Here is a 15,084-nt window from a genome sequence, read left to right on the forward strand (position 1 = left end):
TCGCTTGCCAGCGCTTCCGACCTTTTAGCGGTTTGTTTAGCGTGGTCCGCAAGCCGGCCGGCTCAAATCACCACGGAATGCTCGTTTGAATAGGCCTCCCGAGGAATCCTGTCAAGCGGGCGGCCTTTCCCCTCACTCCTTCGGCCGATATCCTCTTGGGTCCAAACACGGGGGGAGGGGTGACGGTCATGGCCGAGAAGGTGCTGCTTTCCCAGGAGGGACCCGTCGCCGTCGTCACCTTGAACGAGCCCGAGCGGCGCAACCCGCTGGCGCTCGACGGGGCAGAGCTGCTGTTCGGCTGCCTCGGCCAAGCGATGGCGAGCGAGGCCCGTGCGGTGGTGGTGACCGGCGCCGGCGGGCATTTCTGCTCCGGCGGCGACATTCGCGGCATGGCCAATTCCGAGATGATGGCCGGGCGCGAGCGTCTGGCTCTGCTGCACCGGGTCATTCGTCTCCTCATCACCGCAAGAAAGCCAGTGCTGGCGGCCGTCGAAGGTGCGGCCTTCGGCGCCGGCGTGTCCTTGGCGCTGGCGACCGACCATGTCATCGCCGCCGGCGACGCCCGCTTCTGCGCCTCATTCAACCGGGTCGGCCTCATGGCCGATCTCGGCCTCCTCTACACGCTCCCGCTTCGTGTCGGCCACGGCAAAGCCAAGGAGCTGCTGCTGTTCGGCGACGTCATCGATGCGCCCGACGCTCTGCGCATCGGCCTCATCGACCGCATGGTCGAGCCGGGCAAGGCGCTGACAACCGCGATCGAGCGCGCCACCTTGCTGGCATCCGGTCCGCCTTTGGCGATGGCGCTCACCAAAGCGGCCCTGGCGCGGGCACCCGCACCTTTGGAAGACATGTTGCAGATCGAGCTCGACGGCCAGACCCTGCTGCGCAGCACGACCGATCATGCCGAAGGGCAGAAGGCCTTCTTCGAGAAGCGCATGCCACAATTCAAGGGCAACTAAACCGAATAGCCGGCGAGATCCGCGGCGATCTGGAGTGCCACGCTCAGCCAATCCCCGGGCCCGGGCTGGCGGTAGAGCCTGAGGCTCGGATACCAGGGCGAGTCGCTGCGCTCGAGGAACCAGCGCCAATCCGGCACATGCTGCAGCATGACCCAGGCCGGCCGGCCGAGCGCGCCGGCGAGATGGGCGACCGCGGTGTCGGAGGTAATGACGAGGTCGAGGACGGCGATGGCCGCCGCGGTCTCGGCGAAATCGTCAAGCAGGGCGGTGACGTCGAAGACGCGCGGGTCCGGCTCGGGGTCCGGCATCAAGGCAGCGAAGCTTGGCCCTTCCAGGGCGAGGATCGGCTCGAACGCCGCCAAGCCAGGCGAGCGCGTGCGGTCTTCGCGGAAGGTGCGGCTGCCGCGCCAGCAAAGCCCGATGCGCGGCCGCGGCAATCGCTGGAGGCGCTCCTGCCAGCGCGCTGTCGCCTCATCGGAGACCGCGAGATACGGCGTCGTCGCCGGTATGGAATCGACCCCGGTGTCGAATACCTCGGCGAGGCTCATCAGCGGGCAATGCAAGTCGAATTGCGGCAGCTCCGTGCCGCGCGCGCGGAGATGCGCCGCGCCGGCGAGCGAGGCGAAGAGCCGTAGCAGCGCCGGGTGGCATTCCAAGACGACGCGGCCGCCGCGTGCGGCCACCATCGGGACATAGCGCGCGAACTGGATCGCGTCGCCGTGGCCCTGTTCGGCATGCAGCAGAATGCTGCGCCCCTTGAGATCCTCGCCCTGCCAGAGCGGCTCTTGCGGCTCGGGCCGGATCGGCCGGAAGGCGCGAATCCGACGGCGGAGCGCGAAGCCCGGCCATCCCCCGGCATAGTCGCCCCGCGTGAGCTGAACCAGGCTCATGTTGTAGCGCGCCTCGACCGATCCCGGCGCCAGCACGAGCGCGCGGCGATAGCATATGAGCGCTCTCTCGAATCCCGCGCACTGACGCCACGCGACCCCGCTGCCGACATGGGTCTCGGCGGCATCGGGCTCGAGCGCGATGGCGAGACGATAGTGGTGGAGCGCCGCTGGCGCCTCGCCCATTCCATAGAGAGCATTCGCCAGATTGGTTCGGGCGGCCGCGTGGAGCGGTTGCAACGCCAGCACGCGCCAGAAGGAGCGCCGGGCCATATCGGGTTGCTGCAGCTGCGACCAGAGATCGCCCAGATTGTTGGCGGCCTCGCCGTAAGCAGGCGCCAGCGCCAGTGCCCTCTGGAATGCGACGGCGGCGCCGAGGACATCGCCGTCTTCAGCGAGAACATTGCCGAGGACCAGCAGCGTTTCCTCGGCGGCGGCAAGGATTGCGTGCCCACGCCGGGCGCTGGCGACGGCAGCCTTTCGGTGTCCTGCCGCGCGCTGGGCCTCAGCCACATTGCCGTGATACCAGGCGATCGACGGCTCCAGCGCCACGGCTTGGCGCATCAATCGGAGTGCGGCTGCGCTTCGACCGCGCTGCTGCTCGAGCGTGCCCAGGAGCTGCAGGGCCTGGGCGTGCCGGGGCTGGTTCGAGAGGAGCTGGCGATAGAGCGAGGCCGCTTCGTCGAGGCGGCCCAGGCGATGCTGCCCGAGGGCGGCCTCGAGGAGACGGCGAGAGTTGGCGCCTTCGCCGCTCACGCCCGTTCGTACAGGTGCACCCCGTTGGCGTCGGTCACGCGCTTGGCTTGGTCCCGGGCGCGAAGGAGGTGCAAATGCGCCAGTGTCTCGCCGACCGCGAAGGTGGTCTGATGCAGATCGAGCTTGCGCTTGAACAGGTCCTTGGCGAGCTCGATCGCCGTCTTCTGCCGATCGAGGAGCCCCAGGAGATCGACGAGCCGCTCCTCATGGTGCTGGGCCAGCTCCGCCAGCCGCTCGCGCATGCCGAGAAACGGCTCGTTGTGGGAGGGCAGCACCGTGGTCTCTGCCGGCAAGCTCGAGAGCTTGGCGAGCGATGCCAGGAAATCGGCGAGGGGATTGGCCTCGGGCTCGGAGTTCCAGACGCTGACATTGGGCGAGATGCGCGGCAGCACCATGTCGCCGGCGATGAGCACGCCGAGCTCGGGGCAGTGGAGGCAGCAGTGCTCCGGAGCGTGCCCGGTGCCCACCACCACCTTCCAGAGGCGGCCGCCGATATCGATCTCCTCGCCCTCGTGCATTCTATGATAGGCCCGCGGCAGCGGTGTCACGCGCTTGGGATATGTGGCGCCGATCTGGCTGATCGCCTCGAGGAACTCCGGCCCGCAGCCGGCGCGCTTGTAGAAGGCGAGCATGTGATCGATCACCGGCTGGCCGGCATCCATCTGCAGGCTCCGGGCAAACAGAAATTCCGTGCGGCTCATCCACAGCTCCACGCCCCAGCGCTCCACCAGCCAGCCGGCCAAGCCGGCATGGTCGGGATGGAAATGCGTGCAGATGACCCGGCCGACCGGGCGGCCGCCGAGCTTGGTCTCGAACAGGCGCTGCCAGTAGGCCTTCGTCTCCTCGCTCGCCAGCCCGCAATCGACGATGGTCCAGCCTTCGCCGTCCTCGAGCAGCCAGAGATTGATGTGATTGAGGGCGAAGGGCAGCGGCATCCTGAGCCAGTGGATGCCGGCAGCGACCTCGATGGTCTCCGCCGGCTCCGGCCGGGCCGGAAATAGATAGGTAAGCGCAGCGGACAGGGTAGGCCTCGAGTGCGGTTATGCCGTGGCGCGGCGACTATAGGGCAGGAACGGTCGGCCAATCGAGGGCTTCGATGGTCGCAGCGCTAATTGCATCAAACGAGCGACCGGCGCCACGGGTCATTCGTTTGCGAATGCCCTTGCCGAGATGATTCAAGCGGCTCTTGGGCGTACGCGCTGGATGATCCGCGATCCGCTCTCCGCCGCGGCGACCTTGAGGTCGTAGAGGCTCTGCAGATTGAGCCAGAAGCGCGCGGTCGTGCCAAAGAAACGTGCGAGCCTGAGGGCTGAATCCGCAGTCACGCTGCGGCGACCCGCGAGGATCTGCGTGACGCGATTGGGCGGAACGTCAATCGCGGCAGCGAAGGCGCTGGCCGATAGGCCGAGCGCGCTTAGCTCCTCGCGCAGGATTTCGCCTGGATACGTCGGCGGCAGTCCGTCGCGCACGCCTTCGTCAATGGTAATCGGCGATCTCGACATCTGAGGCTCCGTTCCCGTCCCAGCGGAAGCAGATCCGCCATTGGTCATTGATGCGTATGCTGGGCCCGCATATCGCGCCGATACGCGTTACGTCAAGCGTAACGGGGTTGCTTGCCTTGCCGTTACGAGCCCTTCGGCGCCCGCATCGCCTGCCACTCGGCCTCGCTGAGATCGGAGAGATGCGAGAACATGCTGGCTCCTTGCAGCCAGCGCCCGCCATCGATGGTGATGCAGTCGCCGTTGATGTAGCCGGCTTGATCGGAGACGAGATAGGCGGCGAGATTGGCGAGCTCGCCATGCTCGCCGGCCCGCCCGATGGGGCTGGCGCTCTCCCAGCGCTTGGCCATCGACGGCGGCACCAGCCGGTCCCAGGCGCCTTTGGTCGGGAAGGCGCCGGGCGAGATCGCCACGGTGCGGATGCCCTTCGGCCCCCATTCGACCGCGAGGCTCTGGGTCAAGGCGAGCACGCCGGCCTTGGCCATGGCGCTCGGCACCACGTAGGGAGATCCGGTCCAGGCATAGGAGGCGACGATGCTAAGCACGACGCCGCCATGGCCTTCGGCGATCCAGCGCTTGCCGGCGGCAAGCGTGCAATAGGCGGTGCCGTGCAGCACGATGTTGAGGACGGAGTCGAGCGCGCGATGGGAGAGCGTCTCGGTGCGGGCGATGAAGTTGCCCGCCGCGTTGTTGACCAGCACGTCGAGCGCGCCGCCGGCAAAGGCGGCGTCCATCAGGCCGTCGACCGCATCGGGCGAGCGGATGTCGACGACGTGGGTTCTAACCTTGCGGGAGAACGCCGCTTCGAACTCCTTCGCCGTGTCGCCCAGCACCTCGGCCCGGCGGCCGCAGATCATGAGCTCGGCGCCGAGCTCCATCATGCGCCGGCCCATGGACTTGCCGAGACCGGTGCCGCCGCCGGTGATCAGCACGCGTTTTCCCTTGAGGAGATCGGATTTGAACATGGGTGTCCTCTGCTTCTGGCTCAGGCGGTGGTGCGGATGCGGCGAACGGCGTCGGTCCAGCCCTGATAGCGGCGGTCGCGTTCGGCCTCCGGCATCTCGGGATCGAAGCGGCGATCCCGCGCCCACAGCTGGGGTAGTGCCTCGAGCGAGCCGAAGAGCCCGGTCTGCAGGCCGGCGAGATAGGCCGCACCCAAGGCCGTTGTCTCGGTGACGACCGGCCGCTCCACCGGCACGCCGATGAGATCGGCCAGGCGCTGCATGGTCCAGTCATTGACGGTCATGCCGCCATCCACCCGGAGCGCCACCGGCGCCTGACCGGAATCGGCGATCATCGCACCCAGGAGGTCGCGGGTCTGGTAGCAGACGGCTTCGAGCGCCGAGCGCACGATGTCGGCGATGCCGGCATCGCGTGTCAGGCCGAGGATGGCACCACGCGCGTGCGGGTCCCAATAGGGTGCGCCGAGACCGGTGAAGGCCGGCACCAGATAGACGTTGCCGGTGCCCGGGCGTGCCCGCGCCAGCGCCTCGGATTCCCCGGCATTGGCGAGCAGGCGCAGGCCGTCGCGCAGCCACTGGATGGTCGAGCCGGCGGCGAAGATGCTGCCCTCCAGAGCGTAGGTGGAACGGCCGCCGATGCGATAGGCGATGGTGGTCAACAGCCGGTTCTTCGACGGCACGGCACGCGTCCCGGTGTTGAGCAGCATGAAGCAGCCCGTGCCATAGGTCGACTTGACCTCGCCCGGTGCCAGGCAGGTCTGGCCGACCGTGGCTGCCTGCTGGTCGCCCGCCATGCCGGCAATCGGCACCGCGGCGCCGAACAGGCTCGCATCGGTCACGCCGAAATCGGCTGCGTTGTCGAGGACCTCCGGCAGGAGCGCGCGGGGGATGCCAAAGAGCCTCAGAAGCTCATCGTCCCAGCTCGCGGTGTGGATGTCGAAGAGCATGGTGCGCGCTGCATTGGTGGCGTCCGTCGCATGGCGCTTGCCGGCGGTGAGCCGCCACAGCAGAAAGGAATCGACGGTACCGAAGGCAAGCTCGCCCCTTTCCGCCCGCGCCCTGGCACCAGGGACCTGATCGAGGATCCAGGCGATCTTGGTGGCGGAGAAATAGCTGTCGATCAGAAGGCCGGTTTTCGCCTGCACCGTAGGCCCGTTTCCTTCCTTCAGCAGGCGCTCGCAGGCAGCGGCCGTGCGGCGATCCTGCCAGACGATGGCGTTGTGGATGGGCCTGCCGGTGGACCGCTCCCAGACAATCGTCGTCTCGCGCTGGTTGGTGATGCCGATGGCGGCAAGATCGGCCGGCTCCAGCATGGCGCGGGCGAGCGCCTCATTGGCCGCGGCGATGGTGTCGCTCCAGATGTCTTCGGGGTCGTGCTCGACCCAGCCCTCGTCCGGATAGTGCTGCTTCAGCTCCTGCTGCGCGCGGGCCATCGGCGTGCCGGCGGCATCGAAGACCATGGCGCGGCTGCTGGTGGTGCCTTGATCAATGGCGAGGATCGCCTTCTTGGCCATTCGCACTTGCCCCTTCCTCACGCCTCAGTCGATTATGCGTGGAGGGTTACGGCTGAGGCAATGCATTGAGCGCTCAGGACGTCTTCGACCTCATGGTGATCGGCGGCGGCATCAACGGCGCCGGCATCGCGCGCGATGCGGTGGGCAGGGGCCTCTCCGTGCTCCTGGCCGAGCAGCACGATCTCGCCCAGGCGACCTCGTCCGCCAGCTCCAAGCTGATTCATGGCGGCCTGCGCTACCTCGAATATTACGAGTTCCGCCTGGTCCGCGAGGCGCTGAAGGAGCGCGAGGTGCTGCTGGCGATGGCCCCGCACATCATCCGCCCGCTCAGCTTCGTGCTGCCGCATGAGCCGCATCTGAGGCCGGCCTGGATGATCCGGACCGGACTTTTCCTCTACGATCATCTGGGCGGCCGCCGGCGTCTGCCGGCTTCAAGCGCGGTCGATCTCAGGCGGAGCCCGGTCGGTCGACCCCTGGCCGATCGCCTCGAGCGGGGCTTCATCTATTCCGATTGCTGGGTCGACGACGCGCGTCTCGTCGCCTTGACCGCTCGTGACGCGGCCGATCGGGGTGCCTGCATTCGCACGCGCACCAGGGTCGAAGCGGCCAAGCGCGCGGACGGGCTCTGGCGCGTGCGTCTGGCCGAGGAAAGCGGGATGAGGCAAGAGGTCACAGCACGTGGTCTCGTCAACGCCGCCGGACCGTGGGTCTCCGACATGCTCTCGCACATCGAGGGCGTGCGCAGCCAAAGCAATGTCAGGCTGATCAAGGGGAGCCACATCGTGCTCCCGCGCCTCTATGAGGGCGAGCAGGCCTACATTCTGCAAAACGACGATCGCCGCATCGTCTTCGTCATTCCCTATGAAGGGCGCTTCACGCTGGTCGGCACCACCGATGAACCCTTCCAAGGCGATCCCGCGAGCGTCCGCATCTCGGCGGCGGAGACCCAGTATCTCTGCGATGTGGTGAGCGGCCATTTCGCGCAGGCGATCGACCCCGCCGACATCGTGTGGAGCTATGCCGGCGTCCGGCCGCTGCATGACGATGCGAGGCTGAGCGCTTCGGCGGTGACGCGGGACTATGCCTTCGACGTCGATGGCGCCCCCGGCGAGCCGCCGCTTTTGTCGGTCTTCGGCGGCAAGATCACCATATATCGGCGCTTGGCCGAGCATGCGCTGGAGAAGCTGGCGCCCTTTTTCCCGCATCTGGGTCCGGCATGGACGGAAACCTCGTCCTTACCGGGCGGCGGCTTCGAGAACGCGGATTTTGTGGGCTTTCTCGACGGCTTTAGCCGCGATCATCCGTGGCTGCCCGCTTCTTTGGCCGAGCGTCTCGCCCGCTCCTACGGCACCGAGGCGGCAACGATCGTCGGTTCGGCACGGAGCCTTGCCGAGCTCGGCCGCGATTTCGGCCTGGGCTTGAGCGAGCGCGAGCTCGGCCATCTCGTTGCCCATGAATTTGCGCGCAAGGCGGAAGACGTGCTGTGGCGGCGGAGCAAGCTCGGCCTGCATCTCGGCGCCGAGGCGGCGACCGAGCTCGATGCCTGGCTGAGGGGCAGAACCGATTCGAAAACGGGAGGAGAGGCAGCATGAAAGTGGTGATCACCGGCGGCGGCGGCTTCCTCGGGCGCAAGCTCGCGCGCCGGCTGTTGGCCAAAGGCACGTTGCTGGGGCCATCGGGCAAGGAAGAGACGATCGACCGCCTGGTGCTGTTCGACGTGGTCGAGGCCCCGCCCCTGGCCGAGGGCGACAACCGGGTAGAGGCGGTTGCCGGCGACGTCTCCGACCGCGCGACCATGCGCCGCGTGATCGACGGCGACACCGCCGCCGTGTTCCATTTCGCGGGCGTGGTCAGCGCCGGCGCCGAGGCGGATTTCGATCTGGGCTACCGGGTCAATCTCGACGGCACTCTGGCCGTGCTGGAGGCGTGCCGCGCGTTGCCGAAGCCGGCGCGGCTGGTGTTCACGAGCTCGCTTGCCACCTATGGAGGAGAATGGAGCGAGGCGGTCGACGACGCGACGCCGCAGACCCCGCAGACCAGCTATGGCGCGCAGAAGACCATCGGCGAGCTCCTGGTCAACGACTATAGCCGAAAGGGGTTCGTCGACGGACGCTCGCTCAAGCTGCCGACCATCGTGGTCAGGCCCGGCAAGCCCAACAAGGCGGCGTCCACCTTCGTTTCCTCGATCATCCGCGAGCCGTTGCAGGGTCAGCGGGCGATCTGCCCGGTCGGGCGTGAGGTCAGGATGGCGATGCTCTCGCCGCGCCGCACGGTGGACGCCTTCATCCGCGCCCACGACCTGCCGGGCTCGGCCTGGGGGCCCTGGCGCTCGACCAACCTGCCGGCGATCACCGTGTCGATCGGCGAGATGGTGGACGCGCTCGGCCGCGTCGCCGGTGCCGATCCCGTCGGCCGCATCGACTGGCGGCCGGATCCGATGATCCAGAAGATGGTGGCGACCTGGCCTGGCAAGTTCGGCTGGGAGAAGGCAAAACGCCTGGGCATGCAGCCAGACGCCGACATGGATTCGATCATCCGCGCCTTCATCGAAGAGGATCTGGGCGAGCCCGCCTGAGGCGGGCGACCCTTCCGCAGCGCGGTCAATTGACCGGCGTCAGCAGCGTCTTGCCGGCCAAGAAGGCCTTGATGTTGTCGATCATCACCCGACCCATGGCGCCGCGCGTCTCATGGGTGGCGCTGGCCTGGTGGGGCGAGAGCACGACGTTCTCGGTGAGCTCGCTCAAGGCGAAGGGACGGCAGGGCTCCTTATGGAACACATCGAGCGCCGCACCCCCGAGACGGCCGGACACCAGTGCGGGAGCCAGCGCCGCCTCGTCGACCACTGAACCGCGCGACACATTGACGAGAATGCCCTTGGGCCCCAGCGCCGCCAAGACCGCGGCATTGACGATATGGCGCGTCGCCGCACCGCCGGGACAGGAGAGGATCAGGAAATCCACCTCGCGGGACATGGCGACAAGATCGGGATAGTGCCGGTAGGGCACGTCGTTCTGCGCCTGCCGGCCGTGGTAGACGACAGTGAGATTGAAGGCGGCGCAGCGCTTGGCGATCGCCTTGCCGATGCGGCCCAAGCCGACGATGCCCACGGTCTTGCCGCCGGTGAGCGAGGGCGTCAGGTCCATGTTGCCCTTGGCTTCCCAATCGCCGGAGCGAACGTAGCGGTCGGCCTTGACGACGCGGCGCGTGATCGCCAGCAGCAGGGCCAACGCCAGATCGGCGACCTCCTCGGTCAGCACATCGGGCGTGTTGGTGACGCGGATGCCGCGCTTGGTCAGCATCGGCACGTCGATCGCGTCATAGCCGACCCCGAAGCAAGCGACCAGGCCCAGCTTCGGCGCCGCGTCCAGGAGCTCGGCCGGCACCTCGTCGTGGCCGGGCGTGACGATGACCCGGCAGGCGTCGGCGACGCTGCGCGCCAGCGTCAGCTTATCCTTCGCCTTCCACAGCCGATGCAGCGTGAACTCTTCGTCCAACGTCTGCATGGTGCCGGTATAGGCGACGGGATTGTTGATGAGGAGAGGCGGTTTCTGGGTCATGGGCTGTCTTCGGGTCAAGGAGGCGGGGAGCCTGCCGGGTTGCCATGGCAACGGTCAAGTCGCTCGCTCGGCAGGTGTCCTCAAGCGGCCATGCTAAGGTCCGCTCCATGAGCAAGGAGCCTTCCGGCACGGGTCGGCTGCAGAGCCTCGATCTCTGCTGCGCGATCCCCGACAAGGATACCTACGAGCAGGAGCTGAAGCGCCTGCAGCTCAAGCTGCTCACCATCCAGCAGGCCTATGTCCGTGACGGACGGCGGGCGGTCATCGGCTTCGAGGGCTGGGATGCGGCGGGCAAGGGCGGCTCCATCAAGCGCATGACCGAGCGGCTCGATCCCCATGCCTACAAGGTCTGGCCGATCGGTCCACCCAAGCCCGAAGAGCAGGGACGGCACTGGCTCTGGCGCATCTGGGAACGCCTGCCCGAACCGGGAATCATCGCCATCTACGATCGCACATGGTACGGCCGGGTCCTGGTCGAGCGGGTCGAGGAGCTGACGCCGAAGCCGGACTGGCGGCGTGCCTACCGGGAGATCAACGATTTCGAGTACACGCTGACCGCCAATGGCGCGCGGCTGGTGAAGCTGTTCCTGCACGTCTCCCGGGCCGAGCAGAGGCAGCGTCTGATCGAGCGCATCCAGCATCCGCTGAAGCGCTATAAGATCGGCGAGCCGGACTTGCGCAACTATCGCCTGCGCAAACCCTATGAGCGGGCGATCGAGGACATGCTGGCGGAGACCGACAGCAAGCATGCGCCTTGGCACCTCATCCCGGCGGAAAAGAAGTGGTATGCGCGCATTTCTGCCTTGCGCATCGTGACCGACCGGCTTGCCAAAGGCGTCGACCTATCGCCGTCGCCCTTGGACGAGGATTTGAAGCGCGACGCCGAGCGGAGTCTCGGGGTCAAACTCGGCAAGGACGGCAGGGTGAAGGAGTAGCGCTCCGCTACATCACCGCGCCGATCTGCCAAGGCTGGAACTCGTCCTCGCCGAAGCCGAATTCCTCGCTCTTGGTGCGCTTGCCGCTCGCCACCTCGAGGATCAGCTTGAAAATGCGCTCGCCTGCCTCCTGCACGCTCTCGCTCCCGTCGATGACGGTGCCGCAATTGATGTCCATGTCGTCCGGCATGCGCTTGTAGAGCGGCGTGTTGGTGGTGAGCTTGATCGATGGCGCGGGCTTGCAGCCGAACACCGAGCCGCGCCCGGTGGTGAAGCAGATCATGTTCGATCCGGAAGCGACTTGCCCGGTCGCGGAGACCGGATCGTAGCCGGGCGAATCCATGAACACGAAGCCTCTTGTCCTGAGCGGTGCCGCGTAGTGAATCACATCGACCAGATTAGTCGTCCCACCCTTGGCCGACGCGCCGAGCGCCTTCTCCAGAATGGTGGTGAGCCCGCCGGCCTTGTTGCCGGGGGATGGGTTGTTGTCCATGGAGCCGCCGTGCTTCTCGGTATAGGCCAACCACCATTGGATGAGCTCGACCAGCTTCAAGCCCACCTCGCCGCTGACCGCGCGGCGAACCAGCATGTGCTCGGCGCCGTAGGTCTCCGGCGTCTCCGACAGGAGGACCGAGCCGCCATGGCGCACCAAGAGATCGGAGGCTGCACCCAAGGCCGGGTTGGCGGAGATGCCGGAATAGCCGTCGGAGCCGCCGCATTGCAGCCCGATGGTGATATGTGCAGCCGGAACCGTGCTGCGCATGGCTTTGTTCACCTCCGGCAGCATTTCCTTGATGCGCTCCAAGCCGACACGCACGGTGGACGCCGAACCGCCGCTGTCCTGAATGGTCATCGGATGCAGAAAGGGTCCGGGCTCCAGCTCCTCTGCCGCCAGAATGCCGCCGATCTGGTTCACCTCGCAGCCGAGCCCGATCATGAGGATACCGGCGAAGTTGGGGTGCCTTGCATAGCCGGCGATGGTGCGGCGGAGCACATCGATGCCCTCGCCGCTGGCGGCCATGCCGCAACCGGTGCCGTGCGTGAGGGCGACCACGCCGTCGACATTGGGGAAGTCCTTGAGCAAGGTCTGCTCGGCTTTCTGGGCCAGCACCTTGGAGACGTGGGCCGAGCAGTTGACCGAGCTCAGGATGCCGATGTAGTTGCGCGTGCCGACCTCGCCGTTGCGGCGCTTGAAGCCCTGAAAGGTCGCCTGGGCGGCACCGGTGAAGTACTGCGTCGGCTTCGCATCGACGCCGTGCTCGTAGGCGCGCTCAAAGATGGCGAACTCGCAGTTCTGGGTGTGCACATGCTCGCCCGGTCGGATCTCGGCCGTGGCGAAGCCGATGATCTGATTGTATTTGCGGATGGCCTCGCCCTTCTTGACGGCGCGTGTCGCAAGCTTATGGCCCGAGGGTACATGGCTGCGGGTGGCGACGGTCTCACCGGGAATGGCGGTTCCCGGCAGGATGTCCGCCCGGGCCACGACCACGTTGTCGGCGGGGTTGAGCCGGATGGTGAGCGCAGCATCGGTCGCCATGACCAGCCTCCTCGAATGCCTATCTCGTGAGACGTCTTGGTGCGAGCAGCCTGCCATGCCCGATCGTTACCGATGGACACGGGCCGCGCGCGCTTCCTAGTGTACGCCGCCCGGGGAGGGCAGGGGAGGGGGTGGTCTCCACCCCCTCCCAAAACCCACCCCCCGAGGGGAGGGTAGGGGAGGGAGTGGTCCCCACCCTCTCCAAAAAACCGCCCTCGGGGCAAGATGGTCAAGCAGAGCCCGCGGCGCGGGCACAAGGCGAGGGAGTAGAGGATGGTCGGACGGATGGCGGGAAAGATCGCGGTGATCACCGCAGCCGGGCAGGGCATGGGCAAGGCGGCGGCCGAAGCCTTTCAGCGCGAAGGCGCCATCGTGCATGCAACCGATGTCGATGCGGGCAAGCTCTCCCGCCTCGCCAAGCTGCCGAACGTGCATGTGCGGCGTCTCGATGTCTTGGATCCGGCCCAGGTGCGGGCCGCCGCCAAGGAGATCGGCGCCGTCGACGTGCTCTACAACTGCGCCGGCTACGTTCACAGCGGCACCATCCTCGACTGCGAGGAGAAGGACTTCGAGTTCTCGGTCGATCTCAACCTCCGTTCGATGTATCGGATGATTCGTGCCTTCCTGCCGGCCATGGTCGAGCGCCGCCGCGGCTCCATCATCAACATGGCCTCGGTTGCCTCTTCGATCAGGGGGCTGCCCAACCGCTTCATCTACGGCACGACCAAGGCAGCGGTCATCGGCCTCACCAAGTCGGTCGCCGCCGACACCGTGAGCAAGGGCATTCGCTGCAACGCCATCTGCCCTGGCACGATCGACACGCCGTCCTTGGAGGAGCGCATCAACACCGCTGCCGATCCACAAGCGGCGCGCCAGGCCTTCATCGCCCGCCAGCCCATGGGTCGCCTCGGCAACGCCGAGGAGATGGCCCATATCGCCGTCTATCTCGGCTCCGATGAATCCGCCTATGCGACCGGCCAGCTCTTTATCATCGATGGCGGGCTCACGATGTGAGGCGACCGCGCCCCGTGCACGGATGCGCGCGGGTAAGGCCGGCGGCGCTCATGCGATCGTGATTGATGCCGAGGCTTGGCAGTCACCTTGCCAAAGCGCGATAATTGGCCACATCGGGGGCGGATCACGAGTGCAATCACTGGTGAGGATGCTTGAGCCATGACGACCGAATCATCGCCGATGCGGCATTTGATCGCGAGCCTGATCCTTGCCGCGCTCGCGGGCTGCGCCAGCGACGGCCCTATCCGCACGGTCAATTACTCTCTCAGCCCCGAATACGCGCGCGACTATCTCCAGTGGGCGGCGGCTCCGGGGCCGGTCTGGCTGCAGCTCCGCGATGCCCCTTTCCCGGGTGCCGATGCCGCGGCGGCGGCGACGATCGCCGATGCGTCCAGCCAAATACCATCGCGGATTCGGGCCCGGTTCACCGCCAACCCCGCCGAGGCCGGCCAGCCGCAGGTGCGCGTGGTCTATACCTTCTATCCGGCTCTGAGCGTCACCTCGGCGCAAATCTGCGATGATTCGCGCATCTTGCCGCATCGCCCGCCTGGGGATCGGCTCGAGCTGATGGTGGCTTTCTGCTTCGAGCGAAACCCGGTCGCGGCCATCGGCGTCTCGGCGCCGCCGGTGGCGCCCGGCGATACGATGGCGCTCCGGCAAGTCGCCCAACGTGTCACCTTCGATCTGTTCACCGACCACCATCCGGGCAGCGACAACGCCAACCCCATACCGAGACGCGGCATGTAGCGACGACACGCAGCGTCTGCTGGTCCTTACGGTATTGCCCGCATCGACCATGGTGCTGCAATAGGCGGCACGCTACAATTACGCTGGAAGCGCGTGCCTTCTATCGCCGGATGAGGGTTGCCATGCTGTCCTATCATCGTGCGGCCTGCCTCGGTCTGGTGGCCGTCGGATTGCTGTCCTGCACCGGTTTGAGGACCATCAACTACGGCCAGCCCTATCAACCTACCTCTGCCCGTTCGTTCCTGGGATGGGCGGCGAGTGCGGGCCCGGTCTTGCTCGAAGTCCGCGACAATCCATTCCCGGTCCCGCCCCCCGTCGTCGCTTCCACCATCGCCACTGCGGCATTCGGCGTCATCCCCGGCATTCCGGCCCGATTCACGGCGGACCCCGCCGAAGCCGGCCGGCCGGAATGGCGGGTCGTCTATGATTTCAATGTGGCGCCCTCGACATCGTCCGCACAAATCTGCGACCCGAACGTCCCGGCGCGCCGGGTCGCGACAACCGACCAGCTGACCGCGCTCGTGGTGTTTTGTAACGAGACCCGTCCGATCATTGCCGCCGGCGCCTGGTCGGCGCCGATCCCGGGGTCGGAATCGCCGCTATTTCGGCAATTCGCGCGGCATTCGATGGCGACGCTGTTCGAGCCGCAATTCAACGGCAATGGCCACGACATTCCCGAGTTCCCAGCGGATTAGGCACATACGGATCGACCAGTGA

At 66.8% G+C, this 15,084-nt stretch carries 14 protein-coding genes and 1 riboswitch; of the genes, 7 read left to right on the forward strand and 7 right to left on the reverse strand.

Annotated elements, in window-relative coordinates:
- Positions 1-4 precede the first annotated feature (4 nt).
- Positions 5-84: riboswitch (SAM riboswitch) on the reverse strand.
- Positions 85-188: 104 nt separating this feature from the next.
- Complete coding sequence (locus tag HY058_17620; GenBank protein ID MBI3499116.1) at positions 189-959, forward strand: enoyl-CoA hydratase/isomerase family protein; 771 nt, start codon at positions 189-191, stop codon at positions 957-959.
- On the opposite strand, the gene HY058_17625 is transcribed toward HY058_17620, so the two are convergent.
- From HY058_17625 to glpK, 5 genes are all read right to left on the reverse strand, one after another.
- Positions 956-2,602 (reverse strand): tetratricopeptide repeat protein, encoded by a 1,647-nt coding sequence (locus HY058_17625; protein MBI3499117.1) that lies wholly within the window; start codon positions 2,600-2,602, stop codon positions 956-958. The two genes, HY058_17620 and HY058_17625, sit on opposite strands and share 4 nt — an antisense overlap.
- Positions 2,599-3,537 carry an MBL fold metallo-hydrolase gene (locus HY058_17630; GenBank protein ID MBI3499118.1) on the reverse strand — a complete coding sequence of 313 codons (939 nt, stop codon included), beginning with the start codon at positions 3,535-3,537 and terminating at the stop codon, positions 2,599-2,601. Before HY058_17630 ends, HY058_17625 begins: the two co-directional genes overlap by 4 nt.
- A 240-nt stretch (positions 3,538-3,777) precedes the next feature.
- The gene (locus tag HY058_17635) at positions 3,778-4,104 is read right to left on the reverse strand and encodes a HigA family addiction module antidote protein (protein ID MBI3499119.1); all 327 of its coding nucleotides are present in this window, start codon (positions 4,102-4,104) and stop codon (positions 3,778-3,780) included.
- Between the two features lie 122 nt (positions 4,105-4,226).
- Positions 4,227-5,066: an SDR family oxidoreductase gene (locus HY058_17640; GenBank protein MBI3499120.1), complete on the reverse strand. Its 840-nt coding sequence runs from the start codon at positions 5,064-5,066 to the stop codon at positions 4,227-4,229.
- A gap of 20 nt (positions 5,067-5,086) precedes the next feature.
- Entirely contained in the window at positions 5,087-6,577 is a 1,491-nt protein-coding gene (gene glpK / locus HY058_17645) for a glycerol kinase GlpK (GenBank protein ID MBI3499121.1), read from the reverse strand.
- Positions 6,578-6,642: 65 nt separating this feature from the next.
- Here glpK and glpD point away from each other — a divergent pair, with 65 nt between their 5' ends.
- Together glpD and HY058_17655 are read left to right on the forward strand one after the other, a co-directional pair.
- Positions 6,643-8,169, forward strand: a complete 1,527-nt coding sequence (gene glpD, locus HY058_17650) for a glycerol-3-phosphate dehydrogenase (GenBank protein MBI3499122.1) — start codon at positions 6,643-6,645, stop codon at positions 8,167-8,169.
- Complete coding sequence (locus tag HY058_17655; GenBank protein ID MBI3499123.1) at positions 8,166-9,152, forward strand: SDR family oxidoreductase; 987 nt, start codon at positions 8,166-8,168, stop codon at positions 9,150-9,152. Before glpD ends, HY058_17655 begins: the two co-directional genes overlap by 4 nt.
- A 25-nt stretch (positions 9,153-9,177) precedes the next feature.
- On the opposite strand, the gene HY058_17660 is transcribed toward HY058_17655, so the two are convergent.
- Positions 9,178-10,134 carry a 2-hydroxyacid dehydrogenase gene (locus tag HY058_17660; GenBank protein ID MBI3499124.1) on the reverse strand — a complete coding sequence of 319 codons (957 nt, stop codon included), beginning with the start codon at positions 10,132-10,134 and terminating at the stop codon, positions 9,178-9,180.
- Positions 10,135-10,241: 107 nt separating this feature from the next.
- Between HY058_17660 and HY058_17665 the strand changes: the two genes are divergently transcribed.
- Entirely contained in the window at positions 10,242-11,069 is an 828-nt protein-coding gene (locus HY058_17665; GenBank protein ID MBI3499125.1) for a polyphosphate kinase, read from the forward strand.
- A 7-nt stretch (positions 11,070-11,076) separates the two neighbouring features.
- On the opposite strand, the gene HY058_17670 is transcribed toward HY058_17665, so the two are convergent.
- Entirely contained in the window at positions 11,077-12,606 is a 1,530-nt protein-coding gene (locus HY058_17670) for an altronate dehydratase (protein MBI3499126.1), read from the reverse strand.
- Between the two features lie 273 nt (positions 12,607-12,879).
- Between HY058_17670 and HY058_17675 the strand changes: the two genes are divergently transcribed.
- The 3 genes from HY058_17675 to HY058_17685 all read left to right on the forward strand — a co-directional run bounded on the left by HY058_17675 (position 12,880) and on the right by HY058_17685 (position 15,062).
- On the forward strand, positions 12,880-13,620 hold the full coding sequence (locus HY058_17675; GenBank protein MBI3499127.1) for an SDR family oxidoreductase: 741 nt from the start codon (positions 12,880-12,882) through the stop codon (positions 13,618-13,620).
- Positions 13,621-13,779: 159 nt separating this feature from the next.
- Positions 13,780-14,367 carry a hypothetical protein gene (locus HY058_17680; GenBank protein MBI3499128.1) on the forward strand — a complete coding sequence of 196 codons (588 nt, stop codon included), beginning with the start codon at positions 13,780-13,782 and terminating at the stop codon, positions 14,365-14,367.
- 122 nt (positions 14,368-14,489) lie between these two features.
- On the forward strand, positions 14,490-15,062 hold the full coding sequence (locus tag HY058_17685) for a hypothetical protein (GenBank protein MBI3499129.1): 573 nt from the start codon (positions 14,490-14,492) through the stop codon (positions 15,060-15,062).
- The last annotated feature ends 22 nt before the right edge of the window (positions 15,063-15,084 follow it).

This window comes from Pseudomonadota bacterium, from assembly GCA_016195085.1.
Classification (GTDB): domain Bacteria; phylum Pseudomonadota; class Alphaproteobacteria; order SHVZ01; family SHVZ01; genus JACQAG01.

Bases quoted from the DNA above. Each gene is read 5' to 3' on its own strand.
- HY058_17620 (MBI3499116.1), top strand. From the start codon at position 189: ATGGCCGAGAAGGTGCTGCTTTCCCAGGAGGGACCCGTCGCCGTCGTC.
- HY058_17630 (MBI3499118.1), bottom strand. From the start codon at position 3,537: ATGCCGCTGCCCTTCGCCCTCAATCACATCAATCTCTGGCTGCTCGAG.
- HY058_17635 (MBI3499119.1), bottom strand. From the start codon at position 4,104: ATGTCGAGATCGCCGATTACCATTGACGAAGGCGTGCGCGACGGACTG.
- HY058_17640 (MBI3499120.1), bottom strand. From the start codon at position 5,066: ATGTTCAAATCCGATCTCCTCAAGGGAAAACGCGTGCTGATCACCGGC.
- glpK (MBI3499121.1), bottom strand. From the start codon at position 6,577: ATGGCCAAGAAGGCGATCCTCGCCATTGATCAAGGCACCACCAGCAGC.
- HY058_17655 (MBI3499123.1), top strand. From the start codon at position 8,166: ATGAAAGTGGTGATCACCGGCGGCGGCGGCTTCCTCGGGCGCAAGCTC.
- HY058_17660 (MBI3499124.1), bottom strand. From the start codon at position 10,134: ATGACCCAGAAACCGCCTCTCCTCATCAACAATCCCGTCGCCTATACC.
- HY058_17665 (MBI3499125.1), top strand. From the start codon at position 10,242: ATGAGCAAGGAGCCTTCCGGCACGGGTCGGCTGCAGAGCCTCGATCTC.
- HY058_17670 (MBI3499126.1), bottom strand. From the start codon at position 12,606: ATGGCGACCGATGCTGCGCTCACCATCCGGCTCAACCCCGCCGACAAC.
- HY058_17675 (MBI3499127.1), top strand. From the start codon at position 12,880: ATGGTCGGACGGATGGCGGGAAAGATCGCGGTGATCACCGCAGCCGGG.
- HY058_17680 (MBI3499128.1), top strand. From the start codon at position 13,780: ATGACGACCGAATCATCGCCGATGCGGCATTTGATCGCGAGCCTGATC.
- HY058_17685 (MBI3499129.1), top strand. From the start codon at position 14,490: ATGCTGTCCTATCATCGTGCGGCCTGCCTCGGTCTGGTGGCCGTCGGA.